15 protein-coding genes and 2 pseudogenes are annotated in these 17,649 nt (G+C 46.3%); 9 read left to right on the top strand and 8 right to left on the bottom strand.

Annotated features, from left to right (window positions below; translation table 11 throughout):
* Positions 1 to 20: 20 nt before the first annotated feature.
* A pseudogene (locus TZ48_RS22550) lies at positions 21 to 1,663 on the bottom strand (ABC transporter substrate-binding protein).
* A gap of 527 nt (positions 1,664 to 2,190) precedes the next feature.
* On the opposite strand from TZ48_RS22550, the gene TZ48_RS22545 reads away from it, so the two are divergent.
* Both TZ48_RS22545 and TZ48_RS22540 read left to right on the top strand, forming a co-directional pair.
* A complete protein-coding gene (locus TZ48_RS22545; protein ID WP_162674697.1) occupies positions 2,191 to 2,946 on the top strand; it encodes a type 2 periplasmic-binding domain-containing protein in 756 nt (251 codons plus the stop codon).
* Between the two features lie 58 nt (positions 2,947 to 3,004).
* Complete coding sequence (locus TZ48_RS22540; RefSeq protein WP_112480895.1) at positions 3,005 to 5,779, top strand: glycoside hydrolase family 3 protein; 2,775 nt, start codon at positions 3,005 to 3,007, stop codon at positions 5,777 to 5,779.
* A 90-nt stretch (positions 5,780 to 5,869) separates the two neighbouring features.
* Here TZ48_RS22540 and TZ48_RS22535 read toward each other — a convergent pair whose 3' ends face one another.
* The gene (locus TZ48_RS22535; protein WP_112462884.1) at positions 5,870 to 6,295 is read right to left on the bottom strand and encodes a PACE efflux transporter; all 426 of its coding nucleotides are present in this window, start codon (positions 6,293 to 6,295) and stop codon (positions 5,870 to 5,872) included.
* Positions 6,296 to 6,429: 134 nt separating this feature from the next.
* Between TZ48_RS22535 and TZ48_RS22530 the strand changes: the two are divergent.
* Both TZ48_RS22530 and TZ48_RS22525 read left to right on the top strand, forming a co-directional pair.
* Positions 6,430 to 7,325: pseudogene (locus TZ48_RS22530) on the top strand (LysR family transcriptional regulator).
* A gap of 126 nt (positions 7,326 to 7,451) precedes the next feature.
* Complete coding sequence (locus TZ48_RS22525; RefSeq protein WP_112480893.1) at positions 7,452 to 9,230, top strand: ABC transporter ATP-binding protein/permease; 1,779 nt, start codon at positions 7,452 to 7,454, stop codon at positions 9,228 to 9,230.
* Here the strand turns inward: TZ48_RS22525 and TZ48_RS22520 are convergent.
* From TZ48_RS22520 to TZ48_RS22505, 4 genes are all read right to left on the bottom strand, one after another.
* Positions 9,227 to 9,778: a GNAT family N-acetyltransferase gene (locus TZ48_RS22520; RefSeq protein WP_112480890.1), complete on the bottom strand. Its 552-nt coding sequence runs from the start codon at positions 9,776 to 9,778 to the stop codon at positions 9,227 to 9,229. The genes TZ48_RS22525 and TZ48_RS22520 overlap by 4 nt on opposite strands.
* A gap of 67 nt (positions 9,779 to 9,845) precedes the next feature.
* A complete protein-coding gene (locus TZ48_RS22515; RefSeq protein ID WP_112480888.1) occupies positions 9,846 to 10,442 on the bottom strand; it encodes a class I SAM-dependent methyltransferase in 597 nt (198 codons plus the stop codon).
* A gap of 215 nt (positions 10,443 to 10,657) precedes the next feature.
* Positions 10,658 to 10,927 (bottom strand): hypothetical protein, encoded by a 270-nt coding sequence (locus tag TZ48_RS22510; RefSeq protein ID WP_112462887.1) that lies wholly within the window; start codon positions 10,925 to 10,927, stop codon positions 10,658 to 10,660.
* Positions 10,928 to 11,090: 163 nt separating this feature from the next.
* A complete protein-coding gene (locus TZ48_RS22505) occupies positions 11,091 to 11,522 on the bottom strand; it encodes a MarR family winged helix-turn-helix transcriptional regulator (protein WP_112480886.1) in 432 nt (143 codons plus the stop codon).
* Positions 11,523 to 11,622: 100 nt separating this feature from the next.
* On the opposite strand from TZ48_RS22505, the gene TZ48_RS22500 reads away from it, so the two are divergent.
* Positions 11,623 to 11,982, top strand: a complete 360-nt coding sequence (locus tag TZ48_RS22500) for a DUF3861 domain-containing protein (RefSeq protein WP_112480884.1) — start codon at positions 11,623 to 11,625, stop codon at positions 11,980 to 11,982.
* Positions 11,983 to 12,156: 174 nt separating this feature from the next.
* Positions 12,157 to 12,423: a DUF5062 family protein gene (locus tag TZ48_RS22495; RefSeq protein ID WP_042470062.1), complete on the top strand. Its 267-nt coding sequence runs from the start codon at positions 12,157 to 12,159 to the stop codon at positions 12,421 to 12,423.
* A gap of 249 nt (positions 12,424 to 12,672) precedes the next feature.
* On the opposite strand, the gene TZ48_RS22490 is transcribed toward TZ48_RS22495, so the two are convergent.
* Positions 12,673 to 14,199 carry an SgrR family transcriptional regulator gene (locus tag TZ48_RS22490; RefSeq protein WP_112480882.1) on the bottom strand — a complete coding sequence of 509 codons (1,527 nt, stop codon included), beginning with the start codon at positions 14,197 to 14,199 and terminating at the stop codon, positions 12,673 to 12,675.
* Positions 14,200 to 14,417: 218 nt separating this feature from the next.
* Between TZ48_RS22490 and TZ48_RS22485 the strand changes: the two genes are divergently transcribed.
* Positions 14,418 to 15,809, top strand: a complete 1,392-nt coding sequence (locus TZ48_RS22485) for a glycoside hydrolase family 1 protein (protein ID WP_112480880.1) — start codon at positions 14,418 to 14,420, stop codon at positions 15,807 to 15,809.
* Positions 15,810 to 15,928: 119 nt separating this feature from the next.
* The gene (locus TZ48_RS22480) at positions 15,929 to 16,108 is read left to right on the top strand and encodes a hypothetical protein (RefSeq protein WP_112480879.1); all 180 of its coding nucleotides are present in this window, start codon (positions 15,929 to 15,931) and stop codon (positions 16,106 to 16,108) included.
* Positions 16,109 to 16,154: 46 nt separating this feature from the next.
* Here TZ48_RS22480 and cra read toward each other — a convergent pair whose 3' ends face one another.
* Complete coding sequence (cra, locus tag TZ48_RS22475) at positions 16,155 to 17,135, bottom strand: catabolite repressor/activator (protein ID WP_112480877.1); 981 nt, start codon at positions 17,133 to 17,135, stop codon at positions 16,155 to 16,157.
* Between the two features lie 352 nt (positions 17,136 to 17,487).
* Here cra and TZ48_RS22470 point away from each other — a divergent pair.
* Positions 17,488 to 17,649 (top strand): PTS sugar transporter subunit IIA (locus tag TZ48_RS22470; RefSeq protein ID WP_162674696.1); only part of this gene is annotated, 162 nt, incomplete at its 3' end.

The raw sequence follows: 17,649 nt of genomic DNA, 5'->3' as shown, positions 1-17,649 counted from the left end.
GAGACCCCAAATGTTACGAGTTACTTAAGGTGCAAGTTATTTAGGATAATGACTCGCTTACCACCATCGTAAAATACAGGTTGAATGTATGGGTTTTCTTCACTTGGCCAACCAACAATTTTCTTAGTGTTGTACTGGAACCAAGTCGCGTTAGAGAACAGCGGGATAAACGGTAAGTTTTGCGCTGTGAACTCTTGCAGCTGCGAGATGATCTCTTGCTGCTTCACTTTGTCACCCGTCTTACCGAAGCTGTTAATTAGCGCATCGATTTCTGGGCTATTTACACCGTGACCAGCATGCCAAATCTTACCTACATACGCAGATGAGAAGTAAGCTTGATACGCTAGGATTGGGTTAGTCGATACCATCGACCAGTTGATAGACATCTTGTAGTTGCTGTCTTTTAGGTTCTTGTCGTAAACCGCCCAGTCAACCGTTTTAACGTTCGCTTTTACGCCAACTTCGTCAAAGAACTCAGTCGCCATTTGAACCACTTGGATCCAGTCTGTCCAACCGTTAACCACTTCAATGTCAAAGGTGAACTTGTCACCGTTTGGCATATCACGGTAGCCGTCACCATCCACGTCTTTCAGACCCGCTTCATCGAGTAGCTTTTTCGCTTCTTCTGGGCTGTATGTCGTTAGGTTACGGTACTTGTCAGTCACACCTTGGTCGATGTTTGCTTTGTAAAGCTCAGCAATACCACCCGCATTGTAGTTCACTGTTGGGTAGCCGTAAGCCGCGATATCAACGATCATTTCACGGTCAAGTGCCATAGAAAGAGCCTGACGAACACGGATGTCATCAAATGGTGCTTCTTTTGTGTTCACATATAGGTGAATCGCATCGTTCGCTGGGTACCAGAAGTGGTGGTTTTCAGGGTTTTGCTTCACGAAAGTACTTTCGATATCAGCAATAAAGTTTGAACCCCAGTCGATTTCGCCTTTGATAAGTGCAGGTTGAATTTGCGAGTTATCATTGTACGAACGGAACGTCATACAATCTAGGTAAGGACGGTTATCTAGGTAGTAGTTCTCGTTGCGGCAAAGCTCCATTTGTTGAGGCTTCAGATACTTCACCGTTGTCATTGGACGCTACCAATTGGATTTGGGTTAGTAAAGGTCGTTAGGTCTTCTGCCTTGCTCCAAACTTTCTTAGGAACAATATGGTAATCCGCAAGGTTCCATAGGAACGTAGAGTCGGCTTCTGCTAGGTTTAGCTTAACTGTACGAGCATCAACAACGTCGATACCTTGTAGGTTGCCGCCAGACCAAATACCTTTAAGGTCGAATGCCGGCGCTTTCTTCGTCATTTCGAAACTAAATGCCACGTCTTCAGCCGTTAGCGGGCTACCGTCTGACCATTTAAGGCCCTCTCGCAGTTTAATAGTGATGGTTTTTAGATCATCTGAGTAGTCTGCCGACTCCGCCAAACGCCAGTGCGTCTCACCTGTCATGTTGTTGAAAACCATTAACGGCTCAAACATCGTACCGTTATAAATGTCTTTCACTGTGTATGGGTTAAAGTTATCAACGAAGCCTGTGTTGATGATTGGCACCGTCAGTGTGCCCCCTTGTTTAATCTCTTCCGCTTGTGCAGTCACTGCACTACCAGCAAACAATGCACCACAAATCACTGAGGCGATAAATGTTTTCTTTTGCATCACTTTGTCCTTTAGTTTTGTTTTTGGGTCGAGCGATTTTCAATTTAAGTGGAACTGAATCAGTTCGGGGGTAACACTTCATGAAAGCGCTTTCTCAAGATGCTAAGCAATCCATTGCTCGATAACAAAAACGTTCCCTAAAAAGCCCGCGTCGATCACAATAAATAAAACCTATAAAAAACAATAAGTTATTGGCAATTGTTAATAATACACCGAACGGAGGTCAAAGATATTACTCTTAAAATTCAATGAATTAGCGCACATCAAGCTGTTAAAATTGTCTCTTTCTAGAAATGTGATCTCAGCAACTTTGTAACTCAGATTAACATTCGGATCACGGCATTATCGCTAACAAACACCATGCATAAGTGGGTGAATTTTAAACTCATAATGATTCATTATTATTTTAATAACAGTAACTTATGATACTAAAACAAACTATTAATCCGTTATGTGATCTGCTCACTATCACCATTTTTCCAAACTGATATCATCCAAAAGAAACCGCTTACTTTTTGGTGATCAATGTGACAACGATTAATTCGGTACGTTTTTGGAACGGAAACAAGTCTGCGTATCGTCAACAATTTGAGCTTGATGTGCTCAATCTACTGCTCTCTGTGACCGCAGAAAGCCATGGCGACGTCAGTATCATTGACGATCGCACCGACTTACCTTCAGCTAAGGATGAAGGCGCTGTTCTCGATAACGGTAGCGATGTACTCGTCACAGTAAAAGGCAATGCTAAATTTGCTGGCAAGCGCTTTATCGAGCTTGCGCTGTCAGTCACCAAGCAACTTTTGGGGCAGCGTATTCTATTTGCACGTGATGATAAGCTGAATGAATTCTCATCTGCAGAAACGATTAAAAATAAAAGCGTAGGCGTACCCGAAACATGGGTTGATGCCGAGCTGTTTCGACGCAACGGCTTTACTGTTGTAGAGCGCGGCAACTTTGATGGCTTATTTCAGCGCTTAACTAACGGCGAGTTCGACTTTGTTTGTTTTGGCGCGAATGAAGCACTTGAAGTATTTGAGAGTCGCGTTGCCAACCAATACCCAGTAAGCCTAGTGGGTGGGGTGATGATCGAATATCCCTTCCCTTTGGTGTTCTACGTCAATGCAGACAACCCAGAGCTAGCGAAACGTCTCCAACTTGGCTGTGAAATCGTACTTGAAACGGGCGACTATGAAACGCTCTATCAGCGATACTTTTCAGACATCGAGAGCACCTTGAAGATTGAGCAGCGAGAGCGACTTGAACTGAACAACCCATTTATCTAATTCTTAGTCATCTAAGCTCCCAAAAACGATAGAAAATAACAGGAACTGGAACCCAATTATGCCCTTCACAAGCATTGAATTAGCAAGGCAAGCCCTTGCGCCTGTCAGCCGCCAAGCCGCCGCTGAAGGCATTGTTTTATTGGAAAACATCGACAACACGCTACCCCTGCACACTGGCAGTCGTGTCTCGCTTTTTGGCCGTTGCCAAATCGATACCGTACGCAGCGGAACAGGCTCAGGAGGAGCAGTAAACGTCCCGTACTCAGTCAATGCGCTTGAAGGGCTAGACGCTCACCCAAGTATTGAAGTGAACCACGAGTTGGTGAGCGTCTATCAAAACTGGCTAGAACAGCACCCATTTGATGATGGTGGTGGCGGTTGGGCGGCGGAACCTTGGTTCCAAAAAGAAATGCCGCTAGACGGTGAAACCGTCAAACAAGCCAGTCAGAAAAGCGACCATGCGCTTGTGTTTATCGGCCGCACGGCAGGTGAAGACCAAGATAACGCAGATGAGGCAGGCAGCTATCGACTCACAGATACTGAGCATCGAATGCTTTGCCAAGTTTGTGAGCAGTTCGACTCCGTGGTTGTGATCCTCAACGTGACTAACATTGTTGACATGTCTTGGATGGAGTCCGTCAGCAAACCAGAATCCATTAAGGCCGTTCTATACAGCTGGGCAGCCGGGATGGAAGGTGGCCACGCCCTTGCCGATGTTCTTTCTGGCGACCTGTCACCAAGCGGAAAGCTGGCAGACACTATCGCTTATGAGCTTAGTGATTACCCGTCTCATGCTAACTTTGGCAACAAAGACAAAAACCTCTATCAAGAAGATATCTATTTAGGTTATCGCTACTTCGCTACTTTCAAACCAGAAGCTGTTCGTTATGCGTTTGGTGAAGGTTTAAGCTATACCCAGTTTGAACGCAAACTCATTTCTCACTCTATCGAAGGGCACGGCAACACCCGTGCCGTGCACTTTCACATAGAAGTCACCAACACTGGTAAACAATACAGTGGCAAAGAAGTTGTGCAGTTGTATGTCGAAGCGCCGCAAGGCAAGCTTGGCAAACCAGCCCGTAGCCTAGCTGGTTTTGGTAAAACTCGCATGCTTGCGCCCAATGAGTCTGAGCTCGTTCGTGTCGTTGTACCACTCGAGGTGCTGGCTTCTTATGATGACTCAGGGGTTACGGGTTATAAGTCTTGCTACGTGCTTGAAGCCGGCCGTTATGATTTCTATCTCGGCGGCAGTGTGCGAGAGGCCACATTAATTGATGCGCCATTGAACATCGATACACTGCAAGTCATTGAGCAACTCTCTGAATCGGCAGCGCCAGTTGAGTCATTCCAGCGTATTAAACCTGCCCAAACTTCACAAGATGGCCGTTTCTCTATTGAGCACGAATCGGTACCAACTCGAAGCGTCGATATGCAAGCGCGCATTGAATCTCGCCTACCAGAGACAATTGAGCTTACCGGTGATAAAGGGATTAAATTACAGCACGTAGCAAACGGCCAAGCCTCACTGAGAGAGTTTGTTGCCCAGTTTAGCCCATCCATGCTGGCAACTATCGTGCGTGGCGAAGGTATGTGTAGCCCCAAAGTGACTCCAGGTACCGCAGCGGCATTTGGTGGTGTGAGTGATGCTTTGTTTGATCTTGGTATTCCTGTTGCCGCAGCAGCAGATGGCCCGTCGGGCATTCGCATGGACAGCGGCCATAAAGCGACGCAGGTGCCTATTGGTACACTGCTTGGCTGTACCTGGAACACAGAGCTTAATGAGCATTTATTCTACTTAGTGGGTGGTGAGTTACAGAGCTACCAAATTGATACATTGCTTGGTCCAGGTATCAATATTCACCGCCACCCACTCAACGGACGCAACTTCGAGTACTTCTCTGAGGATCCGCTACTAACCGGTTTAATGGCAGCAGCACAAGTTGGCGGCCTCAAGAGCGCTGGCGTATCAGGCACGATAAAGCACTTTGCGGCCAACGATCAGGAAACCTCACGCTTCTTTGTCGATGCCGTCATGTCTGAACGTGCTCTTCGCGAAGTACACATTAAGCCATTTGAGCTTGCGGTGAAAAAAGGTGGCGCGACAACAATAATGACCTCTTACAACCCAATCAATGGTCATTGGGGCGCATCAAATTACGACCTTAATACCACCATTCTTCGCGGCGAGTGGGGATTTGATGGTATTGTCATGTCTGACTGGTGGGCGAAAATGAACCACCCAGTCACCGGCGGTGAAGAGTCTAAAACCTATACCTCCTACATGGTTCGCGCCCAGAACGACCTATATATGGTGGTCGACAATGATGGTGCCGAGCGCAACGCGATGGATGATGACACACTTAGCTCACTAGAAGCGGGTCGGCTGACGCTTGGCGAATTACAGCGCAGCGCTATGAACATCTGCCGATTTATCTTGAATACACCGGCGATGCAACGTCCGCTAGTTCGCTATAACCCTATTAAGCCGTTCAACGCGCATGAAGAGCAACCAATGGGTTGTGCTCTTGCCATTGAGGAACCAGTGATTCTTGAGACTAAGGTTGATACTAATGTCACCCTTCACGTTACAAAAGCTGGCCAATACCAAGTCAGTATGAACGCCAGTTATGACCGCAATGAGCTCGCTCAATCATCCTGTAGCTTGCACCTCAATGGCGAATACAGTATGTCACTGTCTACGAATGGTACAGAAGGCAAGGCTGTCGACGTTGAAGGCCTCATTGTCGAGCTTCAAACTGGCTGGTACGAGTTGGACGTGTCGTTTGTGAAGCCAGGCCTCACCCTGCACCGCCTAACCTTCAAGCAGGTTTAAGCCTTAAGAACGACAGTATTCACTAAGAAATAGACAAGGGCAGACGATAACGTCTGCCCTTTTTATTTGTTTTAATCAGCTCAATCTTAATTACGCCGCTGCCTGACGCTGATTCACTACCCACACTCGAACATGGTCGTAAGTCAGGTTGTAGACAAACGCATAAACGGTCACGAAGATCGTCACGCCGATATCCATAATAAAGGCTTGCCATAAATTCACTTCAAGCATCACAGCCATCACAGGTACCGTTGCCAATAACAGTCCTGCTTCGAACAGTAGCACGTGAACCACGCGAACCATCACGGTTCGTTCTACTCGTTCACCTTTGACAAAATAATCGAAAATCAGATTGAAGAGATAATTCCAACACATGGCCATAGTCGCTATGACTATCATAGTTCCTGACAGTCTCGCCACGTCATGGTCGGTAAATATTGCTAATCCCGCGATTGATAGGCTCACGGCTAATACTTCAAACAATACTGAATGAAAGACTCTCTCAAGCACTCCCATTGTTAACTCCTCACTGGTTTTTATTTGGTTTGTTGATAATTCGCCTCTAATTATCCCACCAGCAATAGATAGAAAGTTAACAACCATCACATTTCGTGATACCTTGGGTGCAATTTTGTGACTAAGGATTGACGATGTACAGTTTCGAACAACTCAAAGTTTTTGTCGCAGTCTGTGAGTACGGTTCGTTTTCGGCCGCAGCGCGCAAACTTAATCGCGCCCAATCTGGCGTAAGCCAAGCCATCTCAAATCTAGAAATTGCCATCAATCAAACCTTATTCAGTCGTGAGAAAAACACGCCGGAGTTGACGGAGAGTGGTGAAGCTTTGCTGCCTATTGCTCGCTCTATTCTTCATCAGCAGCAGTATTTCGATCAAAAAGTAGATTCATTGGCCAATGACTATGAGCACGAGCTCGTCATTGCCGTGGACGAAAGCCTGGTGAGCGCCGCTTTATTGTCGATTCTTACGCCGCTCGCTACCCAATACCCCATTACCAACTTTGAAATCATCACGGCTTCTACGTTTGATGTGGAAAAACTGGTGAGAGAAGAGGTGGCGCAGATAGCATTGTATATGCCGATGGAGAACTGCGTGTCGATATGGATTTTTTTGTCATGGGGCAAGCCCGTTTTCTGACCGTTGTCGCACCCGATCACGCCCTCGCGACGCTTCCCATCGTTAAAGACTCGGATCTCAAAGCGTATCGCCAATGTGTACATCGTAGCTCCGACAAACAAGAGCTATGGTTTACCTATGGAATAAGCACCAATGTTTGGTACGCGAATACTCATCAGAACCTAGTCGATATGGTATTGCAGGGTATCGGCTGGTCAAACTTACCTGAAATGTTGGTCAAACAACCCATACAAGAACAGCGCATGGTTGCCCTTCCTGTCGCACATGAAAAAAGTGGCTGGGTGACTACAGTCGGCTGCTTAGTCTCTCGGCGTCATGCCAACGGGCCGGTACTTAGTGAGCTGGTCAATGTTTTACAGAAGCACCAGTTTGTCAATGACCATTGGCAATAGCAAAAGGTGACAGCGTCACTGCATGTTGATCAAAAACTGTGACCGTAGATCGAAGTGAAGGTTACTGAAGTATCTATAATTTACAAAGTGTTATACCCAAACTTATTTCAATAAAAGGTCTAAGCCATGCAAATACCCTCCCAATCAAAACAACAACGAAAAAACTTGGGGATTTTAGTTGAGCTTTTGGCCTTTATTCGTCCTTATCGAATGAAAGTGTTCGCCGCACTGCTGGCTCTCATTGTCACGGCTGGATTAACCCTTTCGGTTGGCCACGGCGTACGCATTCTCATTGATCAGGGTTTCACTCAACAATCACTCGCCGATCTTCAAAGCGCGATTCAGTTTATTCTCCTCATCACCTTGTGCATCTCTATCGGCACGTTTTTCCGTTTCTACTTAGTCTCTTCTGTTGGTGAACGTGTCAGCGCCGACATTCGCCAAGCGGTGTTTGACCACATCATTACTCTGCACCCAAGCTATTTTGAAACCAATGGCAGCGGCGACATCATGTCTCGCATCACAACCGACACCACTTTGCTGCAAAGCATTATTGGTTCTTCGTTTTCCATGGCGATGCGCAGCGCATTAATGTGCATTGGTGCTATCGTTATGCTTTTTGCTACCAATATTAAACTGACGCTAATCGTGCTCGCATCGGTGCCATTTATTCTAGTACCGATCCTATTTTACGGCAGACGCGTTAGGGCGCTATCGAGACAGAGCCAAGACTCAATGGCAGATGTAGGCAGCTACGCTGGCGAAGCCATTGAGCACATCAAGACGGTGCAAAGCTATAGTTTCGAAGCGGAAGAACGCGCTTCATTTTCTCACGAAGTTGAGCGAGCTTACGACATAGGTCGCCGCCGAGTTAAACAGCGCGCAATCTTAATCTCGGGCGTGATTGTGATCGTGTTTAGTGCTATCGCAGGCATGCTCTGGGTGGGCGGCAGTGATGTGATTAACGGTGTGATGTCGGCAGGCGATCTTGGTGCGTTTGTGTTTTACGCCATCATGGTGGCTTCATCCCTTGCCACCATTTCAGAAGTGATGGGTGAGTTGCAACGTGCAGCGGGCGCCACGGAAAGATTGGTCGAGATTTTACAAGTCGAAAGTCGTATTACCGCCCCAACCGAAGACTTAGTCTCACCAAACGAACTAAAACCAGAAGTCGCGTTTTGCAATGTCATGTTCCACTACCCTTCTAGGCCCTCACAGGCAGCAGTGCAGTCACTGGATTTGGTGGCCGAAGAAGGCAAGGTTTTGGCTCTGGTGGGGCCTTCTGGCGCAGGTAAAACCACCTTGTTCGAGCTGATGCAGCGATTTTACGACCCTGAAGCAGGGCAAATTACCCTAGGTGGTATCGATATTCGACGCTTTGATCCTCATGAACTTCGCAAGCAAATGGCATTGGTTCCTCAGCAGCCCGCTCTTTTCAGTAATGACGTGTTCCACAACATTCGCTACGGCAATCCGAACGCCACTGATGTAGAAGTGATTGAAGCAGCAAAGAAAGCTCATGCTCACGATTTTATTATGAATTTACCCGAAGGTTATCAAAGCTTTCTAGGAGAGCGCGGTGTACGCCTATCTGGCGGCCAGCGACAGCGCATTGCCATTGCAAGAGCGATACTAAAAGATCCTAAGATCTTATTACTCGATGAAGCCACCAGCGCCCTAGACAGTGAAAGCGAACACCATGTTCAGCAAGCGCTTGAGGAACTCATGCAAGGCAGAACAACCATCATCATCGCGCATCGCCTTTCTACCATCCAACACGCCGATCAAATCGCTGTATTGGATCACGGCCGTTTAGTCGACAAAGGCAATCATCATGCGTTGCTGCAAACCTGTGAGCTTTATCGACGCTTGGTTGACTTACAGTTTAAACATCTTGCGAGCTAGCGACTTTGCTGGCTCCACGTCTCTCGAGATAAACCATAAATGGCATGATCCACTACTCGCCCATTAAGATTTTCAGCTCGAGTGATAATTCCCTCAAGTGTGAATCCAAGCCGCTCACATACGCGGCGGCTTGGGTCATTTTGTTCCGCTGCTGAGATTTGTACTTTTTCCATATCGAGCTGGGTAAAGGCAATCTCTATCATTTTCGCCACGGCTTTAGTCACAATACCCTTGCCTTGCTCGGGTCGCGCTAGCCAATACCCTATCTCTACTTTTTTCAAAGAATGATTGATGGTGTTAAAGCTAATGTTCCCAACTAGCTGACCCTGAAAGATGATTCCGCAGGTCATCGACTTACCAAGCGCGTAGTCATGCAAAGATTGCTCAATAAAGCGCGTAAAGAACTCTTGGTTTTTACCGTGCTCAGGCCACGCCAACCACTCGGCGAGATAGGCTCTGTCTCGTGAGACAATCGCAAGGTACTCAGCGGCAAAACTAGGTTGTACTAGAGCCAATGAAAGCGTGTCGTCGATATCTAGTTTAAACATAACATCCTTATTTTTGATATTTAATGCAAAATGATGGTAAGCAAGGCGAGTTGTAAGCCAAGCTTAGCTAACCACGTTTAACTGCTATCACCGAATAGATATGCCAATGTTTCTCAATCCCAATCGCCGTTGTACCTGGTTCATTCCGCTCGTGAAATCGAATCACGTCAAAGTCTTCAAACAAGGATTCTACTGCTAGTTTTGTAAGCGGTGTGGTTTGTGAAGGATACTCAGACGCCCAGCTATCACTCTGCCCTAAGAAGTCACCGACAAAAACGCCGCCTTCCGCAACAGAACCGCTGATACGCTGCCAAGTTTGTTTAAACTCGGCGGGATTGGCGAAAAACAGACTAGCACCTGCAATAACAACACCAGCATTTGGGTAGGAGAAATTCTCAAAAGTATCTTGTGATACCTCAACCAAGTCATCTTTAGCGAATCGGTCATGACAAATGGCGACGGCTTCCGCATTAATGTCGAACCCAAAGACACGATATCCCTGCGAAGACAAATAAGCGATATCACTACCGGTACCACAACCACAATCTACCGCAATCTGAAGTCCAGATTCATTCAGAGACAGCGCGAACTCTGTGCGCTTAGCATGAGGTTTGGCGAGTGATTTTTCGTAGTAACGTTTCCATTTTTCAGCGTGGTTATCCATACCTAAATATCCATTCTTAAAAAACCATTCTTCAATAACTACCGCGACAGGCTGGCCACCACGATATCAAGATTGATACTACAAGGTATAGATAGGATTGTGTGATAACCGTCTAATTTATATCCAAGAAACATTACAGCACACCTGAACTTAAAAGATAAGACGAACAAAAAAGCCAAAGCAAATGCTTTGGCTAGACATTGAGCGAGGTGAATTTACCAATGCACATCCAAATCCTGATCAATGCCGTTTTGTATGGCTTGCCATTGTTCCATTAACGAACTGGCTTTTTCAGCGCTGATCGGTTTTTCGAGTGACGCGTTTTTATGGTCGTTTACCGAAAGCATATACGATTGTGCATTTAGGTCAGCCGGGATGTTGTGATAGTCCTTGATGCATTGATCTGTCGTTTGGTTAGGTCCCCAGGCAAGAACCAGTTTGCTACCGTTTATATCCATTGTGATGGCTAGTGAGCTGCAGTCCATGTCATTCTCCTTATCGCTTTTAGAGCTGTTATACCAAAAGCATAGTAGAGCCATTGAAATGGGTCGATATTAATACTTATTCCGTGATCGCCACCGACATCAACTGACTTTGCATGTACCGAGCTTGCAGTACACTGGATGGTTTCTTGCTCCAGCCTTTATGTTACTCGCTCGCTTCGAGGTTCTTAGCCATTTTCTCAGCGGTTGTATTGAAGCTATCGAGCTCTTCTTCACTTAGCCCCTGAGCCATCGTTGCGAGTACCTGTTTATCAATAGCTGCCAAACTGGCCATGACCTTCTGTCCCGCTTCTGTAAGCTCCAAGAAATGACTTCGCTTGTCACTTGGGTTTGGTGCTTTAATCAATAGAGACTGCGCTATCAGCGTATTGATCAACCTTGTGACCTGCGCCTTGTCCCTGTCTAAATAATGCGCAACGTCGATAGACGTACAAGGTGACTTTTTGGTGATGATCTTCATGACTCGCATATGCATGGGAGCAATATCGTAGTCGAGACTTTCTATCTGTTCCGCCATCTGACGCTTCAGCGAGTGAACCAAACGAAAGACAGATTCCAAAGACGTGTTTTCAGGCATGATCGATCCTTTCTAAAACATAGTTGACACCATCAACTAATGGATTTATAGTTGACATTATCAACTTAAATCAAACTTATTTCAAGACTGGAGAAACGAAATGACGACACAAGCAACACTGAGTCCATTGGAGTCAAACGCCTCTCTAAGGAATAACAAGAAGCACAATCAATACCGTATTACTATTGAAGAAGTAAACACCAAGGCAGACCGCGAACTTAAAACGCTGACGTTAGAGATAGAAGATCGTGAGGACATGTTCGAAATCATTGAGAAAATGAAGCAAGGTAGCGGCCTCGATGAGCAATCAGCAAAACGCCTAGGAGTAAGCATTCGCTTGCTTGGGCCAATGATGATGCAAGACAGAAAGCACCCATTATTTGCAGGCTTTATGCCTCATTTCAAAGAGTTCATGCAAAACCTTAAGAAGGCAATCAAAGATCAAATTAAGGGTCACTAAACCTATCTAGCCTCGGATCCGCGAGGCTTTTCCTTTTTTTCTTCCCCTGCTCGACATACCTCGAATTTTTACAAACAGTAACGTCATTTCTATCAAACAATGAATGACTTAACGGCGAACATGGCTCTTAACTGCTAGTGTTTAATCTCACCCATAGATGAATCTAGGCGATGTATGTCAAAGACAGCGAAATTAGAAAACGAAGACAAGTTGTTCAAAAAGGCGCTTGAAGTGGGTTGTAAGATGGCGGCAATGCAGGGCTACCCTATTCATGATCCTTCAGCGAGTCAATCAATGAAAGCCAGGGCGCTGTATCTCTTTTTAGTGGAAGTTCGCCAAATCGTTCCACTACCGGAAGATAAAGTCGATGGGCAAAACATTAAGAAACGTCTTGCGCTTTGGTTGCACAGTGCGTTGCCGGATGGGGATCCGCTTAAATAACAGCTACAGCCACAAAACTATCTCATTACAGTCGCGTTAATCATTAACGCGACGCTTCTTCTGTCCATACGCTTCTAAAGTCAGGCCAAGACCAATCGGTAATCTTTACCCCTTGTAGAACACTCCCCCAGCGCAAAGTTTGTCTGTGGTGGAACAAAGGCACCAGTCTGTTTTCTATCAGCAGATTCGTCGCGACAGATTCTAGCTCTTTGAGGTAGATATCTGCGCTATGCTGCTCTCTGATTTCTGCTAGTTGCTATCTAACCACTCTACGTCTGCGTCATTGAGCCCCTGCCTTAAAATCACATCCGAACACAACCAACGGAATACAGAAACGGGGAGGTTGTCATCGACGATAAAACTGGCAATGGTGATGTCTTCATCGAGCTTTCTCTCACAGGCTTTACTGTGCAGCATCTCGAGCGTATATACATTGATTTCGCACGCGACGCCTAACAACGCTAACTGAGCTCTAATGCCATTAGCACAATCTCGTATAACTTGGTGGTCATACACGGCAATGGTTAGCTTCTCTGGGAGTGCGACTTTATCGGCAATCCGGCGTGTGATCTTGGTCCAGCTTGGCAAGATATTGTGCGCGGAAACAGAGGCTCTTGAGAGTGGGTTGAGGTCTGGCGTCTCAAGTATCGAATACGGAGAGAAAACACTGCATAGATAAGCTCGCTGCGAAGCGTTTAAAGAGTGCAAAGAATCATTGGCGTTGAGAAGCAAGTAGATGCATCCGTTTTCAATACGACTTTGAGTGTATGCTTGCCCGTCACTCATTCCATGTTTTTCAGATACCCCCTCTTTTTGCGAGTGCGCTAGCTCTATCCGTTCGGTTGGCGTTTTGTCGAGCTGCCAAATCGTGACGGTATCGGTTAGTGCTGGAAGATCAAAGAATCTATCGTTAGCTTCTAGACGAAGACGCTCATCCGAGTGTTCGATGACCCGAAATGCCCCGCATCCATCCACAACTCGCCCCGCTACTACATCTAGCTGCTCTGGAGGCTGAATCGAGTACCTTAAATCTGATATCAACGCATCAAAGCCGCGATCTGGACGCTCCAGCTCAAAGGTGATGGTTTGGTGCCCGAAATTTACCGCTTTCAAGTGCGCCAGTTCGGTGTCATATTCCGGTCGTGTTTTGAGTTTTAAGAACAGCTGCGCGATGAGTTCTGGGTTTAGTGTCAAGCCTGAATGGAACTCCAATCTCGGTCTTAAATAAAAGCGCCACTGGGTGTAGTCCTTGTTTGTCGTCCAGTGGTGAGCAAGTTGCGGTGATACCTTTCCTTCATGATCGCATGCTGTCAAACATGAATAGATCTGGCGAACCAAAAACCGCTCACTGTTTCTGAGTGGCTTATGCGGCAAGATAGGCTGAAAAGCACGTTGATAGGTGAGCTGAATATGGAGCTGCCCTTCTCGGACCATGGTTCCTGAGGTTTGTTGTAACAATTGCGAGAACTGTTCTTGATCACCATGTAACAACGAAAATGCAGACTCATATTGCCCCTGTTCAATCATAGCTTTGCCCAGTCGCTGACGAAGAGTCTTCACATCAAAATGTAATGTAAGTTGTGAACGTTGGTTTCTGCCCACCTTGGGTTCCCAAGTAACCCAGCCGCGCTGTTGGAGAGCTTGCAGAACGGTTCTTGCGTGACGTGCCGTGGTAAACAAAACCTCTGCAACTTCAGCTAATGGCAGATGGTGTTCTTTTTTGGGTCCAAGACTCAGTAGTCTCTCGTAATAGTGCAGCGCTCTTTCGTCTTTCATAAGATGACAATATAAGGAAGTTATTTAAGTATCAATTTCCTAATAATAACCAATTAGCCTCATTATGGCCTAATTTACGCAGACACACCCTCTTTTGGGGAAAACAGTATGCAAAATCCATCTCTTTTTATCTTCCCATTTAAATCACATACTAGGTCTATATTGAACAAGCGCAGAATCACCAAGCGCGCCCTTATCTCATCAATTTAGAGGTTTCTATGACTCAGTTTCCAGACAATTTCCTATGGGGTGGCGCTATTGCCGCAAACCAAGTTGAAGGTTCGTATATCCTTGATGGTAAAGGACTCTCAACCTCCGACATGTTGCCTTCTGGTATTCTAAGCCCACACCAAACTCGTGACGAGCGCACACCGGGCATCAAAGATATTGCCATCGATTTTTACAATCGCTACCCAGAAGACATTGCTCTGTTTGATGAGATGGGCTTTAACTGTCTGAGACTGTCCATAGCTTGGACCCGCATCTTCCCTAATGGCGATGATGCTCAGCCGAACGAGGCGGGTCTCGCCTACTATGACCGCATATTCGACGAACTGGCAAAATACAATATGACGCCATTTGTGACCCTATCGCATTACGAAATGCCTTACGCGCTGGTCGAAAACTATGGTGGCTGGGGTGATCGTCGTTTGATTGACCTATTTGAACGCTACGTTACAACCGTGTTTGAACGCTACAAAAACAAGGTCAAACTTTGGCTCACATTTAACGAGATCAACATGTCTTTGCATGCCCCATTCACAGGTGTTGGTCTGCAAGAGAACGCGACAGAGCAAGAGATCTACCAAGCTATCCACCATCAATTGGTGGCGAATGCCAAAGCGGTACAAGCCTGTAAGCGTATTATCCCGGATGGCCGGATCGGTAATATGCTGCTTGGGGCGCTAAACTACCCGTACACCTGCAACCCAGATGATGTCATTGCCGCCATGCACGAAAACAATAAATGGCTGTTCTTTGGCGATGTGCAAACTCGTGGTAAGTACCCAGGCTACATGCTGCGCTACTTCCGTGAAAATGACATCGAACTCACGATGGAAGATGGCGATTTGGAGACCATTGCTCGTGCTTCTGTCGACTTCATCTCATTTAGCTACTACGCCAGCGGCTGCGCAAGTGCCGATCCAAAAGCAAAAGAAGTGGGTAATATCGTCGATAGCGTGCCAAACCCATACCTAGAGAAAAGTCAGTGGGGCTGGCTGATCGACCCTAAAGGGCTGCGCGTGCTGCTTAACTTCTTGTATGACCGCTACCAAAAACCACTATTTATTGTTGAAAGTGGTTTAGGTGCGCGAGATGAGCTCGATGCAAATGGAGAAATCCAAGATGACTACCGTATCGCTTATTTGAACGATCATTTAGTTCAAGCAAGAGAAGCCGTTGCAGATGGTGTCGAGCTCATGGGCTTTACAAGCTGGGGACCGATTGACCTAGTTGCCAACTCCACTGCCGAAATGAGTAAGCGCTATGGTTTTATTTACGTCGATCGTCATGACGATGGAAGGGGCACACTAGAGCGAAAACGCAAAAAGAGCTTCTACTGGTATCAAGGAGTGATTTCAAGTAACGGTCAGTCGCTATCAGAATAATTTCTGCCGACATTACAACTGGTAAAGAATTCATCGATCGCGTTCAAACATAAGATAAATCTCTAGTTTCGGCGCGAGTTCAGTGTTAAATTTATGAAAAAATTAACAAGGAGTTCACGATGAATTCGAAAATCGCAGTGGTAATGGGCTTAGCGTTGGCAGCTGTACTAGCAGGTTGTGCCCCATCAAACGAATATCGTAACAACCAAGAAATTGGTACTAAGATGGAAGAAGACGCGAAGCGCGAGAAAGAAATTTGTACGGCGCTTGGAGATATTAACTGCGCGCAGCAGCTTTAGTCCGAACGAATGAACGTTAGAAAGGGAGCCTTGGCTCCCTTTTTGGTTAGTTTCTTAGCTTAATTCTTCTTGGAATCAACTCAACACCGGGGTTGTAGCGTTTGGCGGACGCGTTGAGTGCTAGCTCAAGCGCACTATCACAGATGAGTTCAAATTGCTGAGGAAGCGAATTGACGCGCAGTGGCAGAAAATCCAGCAGTCTATTATCACCAAAGGTTCCAATCTTCACTCTCCCCATCAGATCCGGTTTATCAATCAGAACGTCAAGCACACCTTCAAGTAAGGTATAAGAGGTAGTAACCACGGCATCAGGTACGTTGCCCTGCTCTATCCATTCCATGAAAACTCGCTTGCCTTCATCACTATTAAAGTGGTCGCCATAGGCAACAACAGATTTGAGCTGCTTTTCTTTTATTGCGGTTTCAAAGCCCAATTGACGCTCTCGAGAGATGTTCAACTCTGGTATCGCCCCAATCAAGCCAACGGTATTGACCTTGTTATCTAACACTGATTGAGTCAGCTCATACGCCGCCCCATGATCTTCACTAATCACGCAGCTAAAATGCTCATCATCCAAGCTTCGGTCAATCGCAATAACTGGCGTACCGCGCTGCTGAATGGGCAGGTAGTACTCGCTGGCATCGGTAATGGCACTTGCAACAAACAACGCATCAATGCGACGAGAAATCAGCGCATCCGCCACCAGCTTCTCGGTTTGTGCATCGTCATCGGAACAGCCAATCAATATTTGAAATCCGGCCTTACGAGAGTTCTGCTCAAGCAACTTAGCAATACGGGCGTAACTGGTGTTTTCGAGATCTGGAATGATCAAACCAAAGGAACGACTCTGTCCCGCACGCAGTGATGATGCGGCGTGATCCGGACGGTAGTTGTGCTCCTCTACCACGGCCATGACTTTGCGCTGGGTCTTTTCTGAAATTCTGTATTTTTGCGCCTTGCCATTGATAACGTAACTGGCGGTGGTTTTCGATACCCCGGCCAGTTTGGCGATTTCGTCGAGTGTCATGTTTCGATCCTTTTCTGTGCGATGGATCATATAAATGAATCCCAAGCCAACTGATGAATTGAATTATAAGCTGAATCGGTTCAGTATAAAAGCTGAAAGGATTCAGCAAAGTTCACAATTTTGGAACTTGGTCCATACTAACAGTGGACATAGATAAGAGTGGCGATGTGTCCGATGCGATTATTTGAGCATCATTACAGGCAAGTCTTGTAATAACACCCACTGAAACAACAGCAATGGACTTGCTGACTTTTTTTGAGATTTTTGCTGAATCGATTCAGTTAACCTTAAAGCACTATGCAAAAGGCAAACATGAATCGCTTCTTAAATAGAATTAAACAGGTGAGCGACTATGCTTCAACTCGACACGAACACGATTACTCTGAATCAATCCTCCGATAACAAACTGAGCGCTATCAAAGCGATCGCTGCAGACCTTACCGCTAAGGGTTTGGTACAAGACGGTTACGTGGACGGCATGCTCAATCGCGAGGGTCAAAACTCAACGTTTCTT

The sequence above is a fragment of the Vibrio variabilis genome, from assembly GCF_003263785.1.
GTDB lineage: Bacteria > Pseudomonadota > Gammaproteobacteria > Enterobacterales > Vibrionaceae > Vibrio > Vibrio variabilis.
The sequence above is the reverse complement of the archived record's forward strand: the minus strand, read 5'-3'. Positions and strand labels throughout refer to the sequence as shown.

Bases quoted from the DNA above. Each gene is read 5' to 3' on its own strand.
- TZ48_RS22540 (WP_112480895.1), top strand. From the start codon at position 3,005: ATGCCCTTCACAAGCATTGAATTAGCAAGGCAAGCCCTTGCGCCTGTC.
- TZ48_RS22535 (WP_112462884.1), bottom strand. From the start codon at position 6,295: ATGGGAGTGCTTGAGAGAGTCTTTCATTCAGTATTGTTTGAAGTATTA.
- TZ48_RS22525 (WP_112480893.1), top strand. From the start codon at position 7,452: ATGCAAATACCCTCCCAATCAAAACAACAACGAAAAAACTTGGGGATT.
- TZ48_RS22520 (WP_112480890.1), bottom strand. From the start codon at position 9,778: ATGTTTAAACTAGATATCGACGACACGCTTTCATTGGCTCTAGTACAA.
- TZ48_RS22515 (WP_112480888.1), bottom strand. From the start codon at position 10,442: ATGGATAACCACGCTGAAAAATGGAAACGTTACTACGAAAAATCACTC.
- TZ48_RS22510 (WP_112462887.1), bottom strand. From the start codon at position 10,927: ATGGACTGCAGCTCACTAGCCATCACAATGGATATAAACGGTAGCAAA.
- TZ48_RS22505 (WP_112480886.1), bottom strand. From the start codon at position 11,522: ATGCCTGAAAACACGTCTTTGGAATCTGTCTTTCGTTTGGTTCACTCG.
- TZ48_RS22500 (WP_112480884.1), top strand. From the start codon at position 11,623: ATGACGACACAAGCAACACTGAGTCCATTGGAGTCAAACGCCTCTCTA.
- TZ48_RS22495 (WP_042470062.1), top strand. From the start codon at position 12,157: ATGTCAAAGACAGCGAAATTAGAAAACGAAGACAAGTTGTTCAAAAAG.
- TZ48_RS22490 (WP_112480882.1), bottom strand. From the start codon at position 14,199: ATGAAAGACGAAAGAGCGCTGCACTATTACGAGAGACTACTGAGTCTT.
- TZ48_RS22485 (WP_112480880.1), top strand. From the start codon at position 14,418: ATGACTCAGTTTCCAGACAATTTCCTATGGGGTGGCGCTATTGCCGCA.
- TZ48_RS22480 (WP_112480879.1), top strand. From the start codon at position 15,929: ATGAATTCGAAAATCGCAGTGGTAATGGGCTTAGCGTTGGCAGCTGTA.
- cra (WP_112480877.1), bottom strand. From the start codon at position 17,135: ATGACACTCGACGAAATCGCCAAACTGGCCGGGGTATCGAAAACCACC.